At 57.8% G+C, this 9,864-nt stretch carries 7 protein-coding genes and 1 pseudogene; all 8 read left to right on the top strand.

Annotation, left to right across the window (positions count from 1 at the left end; genetic code table 11):
* The first annotated feature begins 425 nt into the window (after positions 1–425).
* Entirely contained in the window at positions 426–929 is a 504-nt protein-coding gene (gene tssB, locus HX812_RS30295) for a type VI secretion system contractile sheath small subunit (RefSeq protein WP_038848406.1), read from the top strand.
* A 33-nt stretch (positions 930–962) separates the two neighbouring features.
* The gene (gene tssC / locus HX812_RS30290) at positions 963–2,501 is read left to right on the top strand and encodes a type VI secretion system contractile sheath large subunit (RefSeq protein ID WP_038848404.1); all 1,539 of its coding nucleotides are present in this window, start codon (positions 963–965) and stop codon (positions 2,499–2,501) included.
* Positions 2,502–2,524: 23 nt separating this feature from the next.
* Positions 2,525–3,880 (top strand): type VI secretion system baseplate subunit TssK, encoded by a 1,356-nt coding sequence (gene tssK, locus HX812_RS30285; protein WP_038848400.1) that lies wholly within the window; start codon positions 2,525–2,527, stop codon positions 3,878–3,880.
* Positions 3,877–4,560 carry a type VI secretion system protein TssL, short form gene (gene tssL, locus HX812_RS30280; protein WP_038848397.1) on the top strand — a complete coding sequence of 228 codons (684 nt, stop codon included), beginning with the start codon at positions 3,877–3,879 and terminating at the stop codon, positions 4,558–4,560. The genes tssK and tssL overlap by 4 nt, the downstream gene beginning before the upstream one ends.
* A 7-nt stretch (positions 4,561–4,567) precedes the next feature.
* Entirely contained in the window at positions 4,568–6,271 is a 1,704-nt protein-coding gene (locus HX812_RS30275; protein WP_038848395.1) for an OmpA family protein, read from the top strand.
* A gap of 23 nt (positions 6,272–6,294) precedes the next feature.
* Positions 6,295–6,786 (top strand): Hcp family type VI secretion system effector, encoded by a 492-nt coding sequence (locus tag HX812_RS30270; protein ID WP_038848394.1) that lies wholly within the window; start codon positions 6,295–6,297, stop codon positions 6,784–6,786.
* A 155-nt stretch (positions 6,787–6,941) separates the two neighbouring features.
* Positions 6,942–9,611: a type VI secretion system ATPase TssH gene (gene tssH / locus HX812_RS30265; RefSeq protein WP_038848393.1), complete on the top strand. Its 2,670-nt coding sequence runs from the start codon at positions 6,942–6,944 to the stop codon at positions 9,609–9,611.
* A 2-nt stretch (positions 9,612–9,613) separates the two neighbouring features.
* Positions 9,614–9,864, top strand: a pseudogene (locus tag HX812_RS30260) (type VI secretion system tip protein VgrG); the annotation flags it as partial.

Below are 9,864 nucleotides of genomic sequence, written 5' to 3'. Positions count from 1 at the left end.
CCCTTAAATGCGAAGAGCCCATTATGTTCGCCTGGTTTGCACTCAAACAGATAGTTAAGTTATAAAAAGTGACTCCATTAGGGTGGAGTTGCCTTTTCTGCTTTTAAAGTGTTTGTTGTGAAGTGTTTATTGCATAAATAGATTTCCTTTTTGGTTAAACTTTTTGTGTGTCGGAAAAGTTTGTCGGCGAATTCGTGTGATGGTGTAAGAGTAAGATTTAAAATTTAAAAGAGTGATTCGGATAATCAGGTCTATCTGGTTGTTTGTGGGAAAACTCTCCAATGTTGCGATGAAATCTCCCCATTGCAATGTAGAGGCTAGTAAGGAATATCTGAAATAGTTCATTGTGTTTTGGAAATGAATGCGCACTTGTTGTGTCGTGCAAGTGCATTTGATGCAGAGGATGTGTCGGGAGGAGATAATCCATGGCTTCAAACAGTTTTCAAAACGAAGTGCCCAAGGCGCGAGTCAACATCAAGCTCGACCTGCATACCGGCGGCGCACAGAAAAAAGTCGAGTTACCGCTTAAGCTGATGATCATGGGCGACTACAGCAATGGCCGCGAGCAACGCCCAGTTTCTGAGCGAGGCAAGGTTGACATCAATAAAAACAACTTCAATAGCGTTCTTGGCGATTTCTCGCCTAGCCTGAAGCTTGCGGTCAATAACACCCTGGCCGATGACGCGTCTGATACCTCAGTTGAACTGAGTTTCCAGAGCATGAAGGACTTTGAGCCCGAACAGGTGGCGCGGCAGATTCCGCAACTGCGCGCCTTGTTGGCCATGCGCAATCTGTTGCGTGATCTCAAATCGAACCTGCTGGATAACGTGACCTTCCGCCATGAACTGGAGCGCATCCTCAAGGATGACGCCTTGAGTGATGAGTTACGCGCTGAATTGGCTGCCTTGGCGCCAAAAGGCGAGCATTAATCGATATCGGTTGAATTAAAGGGAAGTTTAATCATGTCTTTAGAGCATTCGAACGTGCAATCGCGCGACGCCACAGTGTTGTCGGAAGATAGCGGTGGTGTGTATAGCACTCTGTTTAACAAGATCAATCTGAGTCCGGTGACTGAACTGGGTGGGATCGAGGTTTTCCAAAATTCTGAAGCCTTGTCTGAGGTGTCTGCTGATGAGCGGGTAACAGCTGCAGTCAGTGTTTTTCTGAAGTTACTCAAACAGTCGCCGCAAAAAGTCGAGCGTTTGGATAAGGTTCTGCTGGACGAACATATCGCTTCGTTGGATATGCAGATCAGTCGCCAACTTGATGCGGTTATGCACCACCCGGACTTTCAGCGCGTCGAGTCCACCTGGCGCGGTGTGAAATCGCTGATCGACCAGACTGACTTCCGTCAGAATGTTCGTATAGAACTGCTGGATATCAGTAAGGATCATCTGGTTCAGGACTTTGAGGATGCGCCGGAAATCGCCCAGAGTGGCCTATACCTGCATACCTATACCCAGGAATACGACACGCCGGGTGGCGAGCCGATTGCAGCTGCCATCTCCAACTACGAATTCAATCGCAGTCCTCAGGATATAGCCCTGCTGCGTAACATTTCCAAAGTCGCTGCCGCTGCGCATATGCCGTTTGTGGGTTCCGTAGGCCCGGCTTTCTTTGGCAAAGACTCCATGGAAGAAGTGGCTGCGATCAAAGACATCGGTAACTACTTCGACCGCGCCGAATACATCAAATGGAAAGCCTTCCGCGACAGCGATGATGCACGTTACATCGGTCTGACCATACCACGCGTTCTGGGTCGCCTGCCCTATGGGCCGGACACCATTCCTGTGCGCAGTTTCAACTACATTGAAAGCGTAAAAGGGCCGGATCACGGCAAGTATTTGTGGACCAATGCGTCGTTTGCCTTTGCCGCCAATATGGTCAAGAGCTTCATCACCAACGGCTGGTGCGTGCAGATCCGTGGTCCGCAATCGGGTGGCGCAGTCACGGAGTTGCCGATCCACCTGTACGACTTGGGCACTGGCAATCAGGTCAAGATCCCTTCCGAAGTGATGATCCCGGAGACGCGCGAATTTGAATTCGCCAACCTCGGTTTCATACCGCTCTCGTACTACAAGAACCGCGACTATGCGTGCTTCTTCTCAGCCAATTCTGCGCAGAAACCGGCGCTGTATGACACCGCCGACGCCACCGCCAACAGTCGAATCAACGCCCGCCTGCCTTACATCTTTTTGCTTTCACGTATCGCTCATTACCTGAAGCTGATCCAGCGCGAAAACATCGGCACCACCAAGGACCGCCGACTGCTTGAGCTTGAACTGAACAAATGGATCGGCGGCCTGGTCACCGAGATGACTGACCCGGGCGACGACCTGCAAGCCTCACACCCGCTGCGTGATGCGAAGGTCACGGTGGAAGACATCGAGGACAACCCTGGTTTCTTCCGCGTCAAGTTGTACGCCGTGCCGCACTTCCAGGTCGAGGGCATGGACGTGAACCTGTCGCTGGTTTCGCAGATGCCCAAGGCCAAAGCCTGATTCAGTCGTAGGGAAACGATGCCATGAAGATCGATCGCCCACTATGGGCTGCCGGGGCGTTGCTGTCGCCACAGCAATTCCAGCAGCAGGCGCGCTGGGAGGCTTGGGCTAACCAACAGCTGGCTCATCTGTGTCTGGTACACCCCTGGGGTGTCCAGGCTGCGGCGTTTGACCTTGACGCCTTGCGACTGGGCAAACTCAAGGCGACTCAACTGTGTGTGCGCATGCCCGATGGTGCCTGGATTGACACGGAGCAGGTGGACCGGCTGCCTCCCGCTTTGGAGCTGTCGCAATTGCTGGCCGATGCAGGTCAGGACGCGATCGTGCACTTGGCCTTGCCGCTGGAGCAGGCCAACGGTAACAACTGCCTGTTCGAAGGTGGGCGGGCTGATCGACCGATGCGCTATCGCCAGGCATGGCGCGAAGTACAGGATATTTATGCTGACGAGATACAGCCGATCGGTGTGCTTGAATACGCGCTCAGCCTGCGCCTGCACAGCGACGACAATGCCGATTACCTGACATGTCCGATCGCACGTCTGGTACGCGATGCGCAAGGGGTTTGGAGCGTTGATCCCGGCTATGTCCCGCCGCTGCTGAGTTTCGCAGCCCATGCGGGGTTGTTGAACCAGTTGGACAACCTGCTGACGCAGCTATCGGCCAAACGGCAACGACTGATGGGCATGCGCCGCGAAAGCAATCAGCGCATGGCCGATTTTGCCGTGGCCGATGTGTCGCTGTTCTGGTTGCTGAACGCCTTGAATACCTATCAGCCGGTCTTGGCAGATCTTCTGGACTTCCCGGCGCGGCATCCTGAGCAGATCTACCAGCAGTTGATCAAGCTGGCCGGCAGTCTGCTGACGTTTTCGCTGGAACACGACATCGACAAAATTCCGACCTATCAGCACGAGCATCTTGAAGCCGTGTTCCCACCGCTCATGCACACCATCTCGCTGTTGTTGGAAGCCAGCCTGCCATCGCGGGTGATCGCATTGGTGCTGGAGGAGCAGGGGGCCAATCGCTGGCAGGTCACGCTGAATGACCCGCGCCTGCGCGAGCATGACGGTGCCGACTTCTATCTATCGGTGCGCTGCCGGCTGCCGGCGGCACAGTTGCAGGAACAATTTCCGCGCCTGTGCAAGATCGGGACGCCTGACGAGGTTGATTACCTGGTCAACTCCGCGCTTGACGGGGTGCCGCTGCAATCGCTTAGCCATGTGCCGGCGGCTATTCCGTTACGTCTGGAGAACCAGTACTTCGCGCTGGACCTCGGCCATGCCAAGGGCCAGTCCATGCTGGATGAAGGCGTCTGTGCTTTTTATGTGCCGCGCACCGTGGCCGATGTGCAACTTGAACTGTTCGCGGTGCTGCGCTCATGAATATGACAGCCGCCCAGGAACACGCCGCATTCGCGGTCGATATCGATGAGTTGTTGCAAGACACCTGCCTGTTGGTGGTGGAGCTGCGCCAAGGGGCTTCGGTGTTGCAGGGCCGGGCCCTGTGGCAACTGTGCGTGGATCAGGTCGAGTACGTTCGGCAGCAGTTGAAACTGGCAGGCCTGATCCAGCGCAATATCGACCACATCAGCCATGCCCAATGTGCCTTGCTCGACGAAACAGTACTCACCTGCGCCGAGGGTGATGCGCATGCTGGCTGGGCCAGCCAACCGTTGCAGACCAAGTTCTTCAATCGCCATCAGGCGGGCGAGTCTCTGTATGAAGAGATGCGCGAAGTCTTGCGCGAACCTGCGCCCAACCGGCAGGTACTGACGGCGTTCCAACGAGTACTGATGCTGGGCTTTCGTGGACGCTACCGTGATTTGGGTGACCCCGAACGTGAGCAGTTGCTGGTGGCCCTCAGTGCACAAATCACGCCCTTGAGTATCCGTCAGAGCTTGGTTACCCAGCCAGGCAGGGGAGATTGGGTTGCAGGCACGACCTGGCTGCGTTCACCGCTGATCCATGTGGTAATTGCGGGCCTGTTGCTTGCGGCTACGTGGTGGGGGCTGGATCATCTGTTGAGCGGCGCGCTTGCCTCGCTCTTGCCTGCTCAGGCGTGAGGGCGAGATGAGCCTGCGCCTATATCGAATCCTTTACCTGTGGGCGGGGGCTCTGGCCCTCGCGTTGCTGGTCATCATTCCGCTTGGCATGGGGGTGCGAGTCCTCGGCATGTTGGTGGCGGTGGGCTGCGTTGTATGGGCCTGGGTGTTGTTGGGGCGCCGTGCAGCCCGACAACTGGACCGGATAAAGTGGGTCGATAAGAATGTTTTGCCTGCGCTCGCATTTCGTCATCCTATCGTGCTGGTGTGTGGTGATGGCCTGGATGGGCTATTCGGCTCGGTTCCCGTCGAACCGTTGACGTTGCGGGTCATTGAACACGGTTGTTATGTCCGAGTTCCGAATCTGGAGCGACTGCCGGCAGTCGCTGATGCCATCCTGGCTTCGCGTCCTGGCTGGGGGGCGCAACTCAGCGTGATGTTCACCGTCAGTCCCGGTGCGCACAGCGACGGCGCTGTGCTTGCAGGCCACATTCGTGCCTTCAGCCATCAAGCGTCTCTAGTGCGTAAGCGTGGCATCCCATTGCCGCTGTTGCTGGTGAGCTACCTGCAAACTTCATTGGGTGAGGACCCTTGGTTCAGTTGGGACAACGGCCAGGCTGATGTTCGGGTACATGACGCCGGCGCTTGCGTCAGTCTGACCCAGTGGCAGCAGTCTGCCCAAGCCGCGCGGATGCCGGCGAGCGTACAGCTGAACAGCGTTGTGGCCTGGCTGCATGACGCCGTGCTGCCTCACTTCGCCACTCGCCACTCTTCGGATTTGGCGGCGGTCTGTGCGGTCAAATGGGTGCCGGCGTTGCCCCATGCGGTGAAGAGCAACCTATGGCAGCAGTGGTTGTGCAACAAAGTGGCATTGATCGACAACAGGCCGGTGGTGACGGATGCAGTCTTGCCGTTCCCAGACCCTTTGCTCAGCCTGCTCCCGCTCGGTCCATTGCGTTCTCCGATACGGCGCGCAAGCATCGTTGCGCTGTGGTTATTCACTGTTGCAGGTGTCGGCGCACTCGCCAGTTCGGCGTGGCAGAACACCTTGTTGGTGCGCCAGGTCAGTGACGATCTGCGACGTTATGCGGCCATTCCCCAGCCGACCCAGCGTGAACAACGTGAATTCCTATGGCGCGAAGAGGCTGTGACCGTGCTTCGTCAGGATGCCCAGCGCCTGGACGCTTACTACCGGCACGGTGTGCCACTGGCGTATGGCCTGGGCCTTTATCGCGGTGAGCGGTTGCGTGCGCCGCTGCAGGCGGTTCTGGCAGCGCATGTTGAACCTGCACCCACCAAACTCCCTCTGCAGATCGCCAGCCCGGTGCGCTTGGACAGTCTGTCGCTGTTCGCCACCGGCAGCGCCCAGCTCAAGCCGAACTCAACCAAAGTCCTGGTCAATGCGTTGGTCGACATCAAGGCCCAGCCAGGCTGGCTGATTGTGATTGCGGGGCACACCGATTCCACCGGAGACACCCAGAAAAACCTTCAGCTGTCCCACGCCCGTGCCGCTGCCGTACATGCCTGGATGCAGCAGATGGGCGGGATTCCCGACAGCTGTTTTGCGGTGCAGGGATTCGGCGCCAGCCAACCGATCGCCAGTAATGACACCGAGGCGGGGCGCTCTGCCAATCGCCGCGTTGATATCCGTTTGGTACCTGAGGCGGGTGCGTGCGCGCTTCCTGCGGCAGGGCCGGACAGACAACCCCCTGTCGTATCCCGCGACAGTTAAATTTCCGAGAAAAGGAGCTTCACATGGCTATTCCCGTTTACCTCTGGCTGGAAGACGACGGCGGCGCAAAGATCAAAGGTTCTGTGAACGTGCAAAAGCGCGAGGGCAGTATCGAGGTGGTGGCTCAAGACCACAGCCTGTACATCCCCACCGATAACAACACCGGCAAATTGACCGGTACACGCGTACACACCCCGTTTCTGTTCTCCAAGGAAATCGATGCGTCCAGCCCTTACCTTTACAAGGCAGTGACCACCGGACAAACCCTCAAGAGTGCCGAGTTCAAGTGGTACCGCATTGATGATGCCGGGCAGGAAGTCGAGTACTTCATCACCAAGCTGGAAGACGTCAAGGTGGTGAAAGTCGCGCCGAAAATGCACGACGTCAAAGACCCAAGCAAAGAGAAACACAACCACTTGGAACTGGTGGAGCTGCGCTACGAGAAGGTCACCTGGACCTACAAGGACGGCAACATCATCCACTCCGATTCGTGGAATGAACGCCAAAGCGCGTGATGCGCATGGAGCAGCAGGCGTGCTTTCGCCTGCTGGCTCCTGGTGTGCTGGGTTTAGCGCCCGTCCGCGGGCGTTCAGCCAAACACATCAAGTTTCAAATGCACGGCCGGCTCTATCGACGACATACCCAGATCTCCGAACAAGGATGTAACCGTATGGCACAGAATTCCACCCGCTTGCTCCGCCGCCTCAACCCTTACTGCGCTCAGGCGTTGAGTGCGGCGGCTTCGCTGTGCCAAAACCGCGCGCACGCGCAGATCACCATCGAACACTGGCTGCTCAAGTTGTTGGGGCAGGGGGAGGGGGATTTGACCGTGATCGCACGCCGTTACGAGTGGAATCTTGAGACGCTGTGGTACGGATTGTTGGAGCACATCGATCGGCAGCCACGCAGTGTGCAGAGCAAGCCACAGCTGTCGGAGCCGTTGCAGCAACTGATCAAAAATGCCTGGCTGCGTGCGTCATTGGACGACAACAACGATAGCCTGCGCTCTGTACACCTGCTGAGTGCGTTGATGGAAACGCCGAGTCTGCTTACATGCGAGGCGGCGTGGCCATTGCTCAGTCTCAGTGAGGCGCAGGTGCAGCGTTTGGTGGTGTTGTTGGATCAGACGTCCGAGGAGCGCCCTGAGGTGCAGGCGTCAGCCGCATCGGACAGTCCCACAACCGATTCAGATGAACTGGCCCTGCTCCCGCCCAGCACCACAAAAAAAGAGGATGCGTTGCAGGCGGTGCTGGACAGGTTCACTCAGGACCTGACTGCCAGGGCGGCGCAAGGCAAGATCGACCCTGTGTTTGGCCGTGACGATGAAATCCGCCAGGTGATCGACATCCTCAGTCGTCGGCGCAAGAACAATCCGATTCTGGTAGGCGAGCCAGGTGTGGGCAAAACAGCACTGGTCGAAGGCCTTGCGTTGAACATTGCTCAAGGCAAGGTGCCGGACAGCCTCAAGTCGGTCAGTGTACGCAGCCTTGACCTGGGCTTGTTGCAAGCCGGTGCCGGGGTCAAAGGCGAATTCGAGCAACGTCTTAAGAACGTGATCGATGCCGTGCAGCAATCGGAAAAACCGGTGTTGTTGTTTATCGATGAGGCGCACACCTTGATTGGTGCCGGCAACCAGGCGGGTGGCGCCGACGCGGCCAATCTGCTCAAGCCTGCGCTGGCCCGTGGTGAACTGCGCACCATCGCCGCCACCACCTGGAGCGAATACAAGCAGTATTTCGAGCGCGATGCGGCGTTGGAAAGGCGTTTTCAGAGGGTCAAGGTCGATGAGCCGGATGATGCCAGCGCCAACCTGATGTTGCGCGGCCTCAAGGCCCGATATGCCAATCACCATGGCGTGCATATCCAGGATGCGGCGGTGCAGGCCGCGGTCAGTCTGTCGCGGCGCTACCTGACCGGCCGTCAACTGCCGGACAAAGCGGTTGACCTGCTGGACACCGCCAGCGCGCGCGTGCGCATGAGCCTGGATTGTGAACCGCAGGCGTTGATCCGCCTGGGTGCCCGGCAAGTGGCTCTGGAGTTGGAAGCGCAAGCCCTGGAACAGGATCAGCGACTTGGCGGCCAAGGCACGGATGAACGTCTGGCGGCGATCGCTGCACAACACGCCGAATTGCAACGCCAGTACCTCGAATTGGAACAGCAATATCGCCAAGAGCGTGACCTGACCCAGCAACTGATTGATGCGCGTCAAGCACTGCCGCCCCAGCGCGATACCTGTGCGCAGTTACAACGGCAGTTGAGTGATATTCAGGGCAATCATCCCCTGCTGTCGCTGGATGTCGACGCACGTAGCGTGGCAGAAGTCATCGCCGATTGGACGGGCGTGCCACTGGGCGGTTTGCTCAAAAACGAACAAGCCAATTTGCTATTGCTTGAGGAGCAATTGGGAGCGCGCGTGATCGGGCAGGCGCCAGCATTGTGCGCGATGGCGCAGCGCCTGCGTGCAGCCAAAACCGGGCTGACCAATGACCAGTCGCCGCTGGGCGTTTTTCTGCTGGTTGGCACCAGTGGAGTAGGTAAAACCGAAACAGCCATGGCGCTGGCCGACAGCTTGTTCGGTGGCGAAAAGTCACTGATCACGCTCAACTTTTCCGAGTACCAGGAAGCCCACACGGTCAGCCAACTCAAAGGCTCGCCGCCCGGTTATGTCGGTTACGGCCAGGGCGGTGTGCTCACTGAAGCCGTGCGCCAACGACCCTACAGTGTCGTGTTGCTCGACGAGGTGGAAAAGGCCCACCGCGACGTGCTCAATCTGTTTTACCAGGTCTTTGATCGCGGCTTTATGCGCGATGGAGAAGGGCGCGAGATCGACTTTCGCAACACTGTGATTCTCATGACCTCCAACCTCGGCAGCGACTTGCTGCAAACCTGTTTGCAGGAACAACCTGAGGCACCGGACAGCGTGCTGCACGAACTGCTACGACCGATCCTGCGCGAGCACTTCCAGCCTGCCTTGTTGGCACGCTTTCAGACCCTGATCTATCGCCCGCTGCAGGCTGATGCACTCAAGCGCATTGTGGCCATCAAGTTGGGCCAGGTCGCCAAGCGCCTACAACGGCATTACGGCCTGGACTGCGAGATAGACGACGCGCTGAGCGACGCTCTGGTTGCCGCTTGCCTGCTGCCGGACTCAGGCGCACGCAACATCGACAGCTTGCTCAACGAGCAGATCCTACCCGTGTTGAGCCAACAACTGCTGGAGCGCCGTGCGGCGCAGCAACGGACCCAGGGCGTGAGCCTCAGCTACAGCGACGATGACGGCATCTGCCTGCACTTTACCGACGTTCAAGACACGGCCCAGTCCGTCTCCATGGAGGTGTGAGCATGCAAAATGTCTTCGACCACAGCCGGCATACCCTAAAGGTGCGCGATGTCGAGCCCCGCCTTGATGTGCTCGCCTTCGAGGGCCAGGAACACCTGAGCCAACCGTTCCACTATCGTGTGGAATTCACCAGCAGCGAACGTGACCTGGCCGCCGAAAGCCTGCTCGGCCAGGACGCCAGCTTCAGCCTGCACGCCGCGCCGCAAAAGCTGCCGGCTTTGGGTATCAGCGCTCCAGAGGTCAAGCCACTGCG

This window comes from Pseudomonas sp. IPO3749, assembly GCF_013386605.1.
Classification (GTDB): domain Bacteria; phylum Pseudomonadota; class Gammaproteobacteria; order Pseudomonadales; family Pseudomonadaceae; genus Aquipseudomonas; species Aquipseudomonas azotoformans_A.
This window is presented reverse-complemented; position numbering and strand designations above follow the sequence as displayed.

Excerpts from the sequence above, each read along its gene's own strand:
- tssB (WP_038848406.1), top strand. The coding sequence starts at position 426 with ATGGCTTCAAACAGTTTTCAAAACGAAGTGCCCAAGGCGCGAGTCAAC.
- tssC (WP_038848404.1), top strand. The coding sequence starts at position 963 with ATGTCTTTAGAGCATTCGAACGTGCAATCGCGCGACGCCACAGTGTTG.
- tssK (WP_038848400.1), top strand. The coding sequence starts at position 2,525 with ATGAAGATCGATCGCCCACTATGGGCTGCCGGGGCGTTGCTGTCGCCA.
- tssL (WP_038848397.1), top strand. The coding sequence starts at position 3,877 with ATGAATATGACAGCCGCCCAGGAACACGCCGCATTCGCGGTCGATATC.
- HX812_RS30275 (WP_038848395.1), top strand. The coding sequence starts at position 4,568 with ATGAGCCTGCGCCTATATCGAATCCTTTACCTGTGGGCGGGGGCTCTG.
- HX812_RS30270 (WP_038848394.1), top strand. The coding sequence starts at position 6,295 with ATGGCTATTCCCGTTTACCTCTGGCTGGAAGACGACGGCGGCGCAAAG.
- tssH (WP_038848393.1), top strand. The coding sequence starts at position 6,942 with ATGGCACAGAATTCCACCCGCTTGCTCCGCCGCCTCAACCCTTACTGC.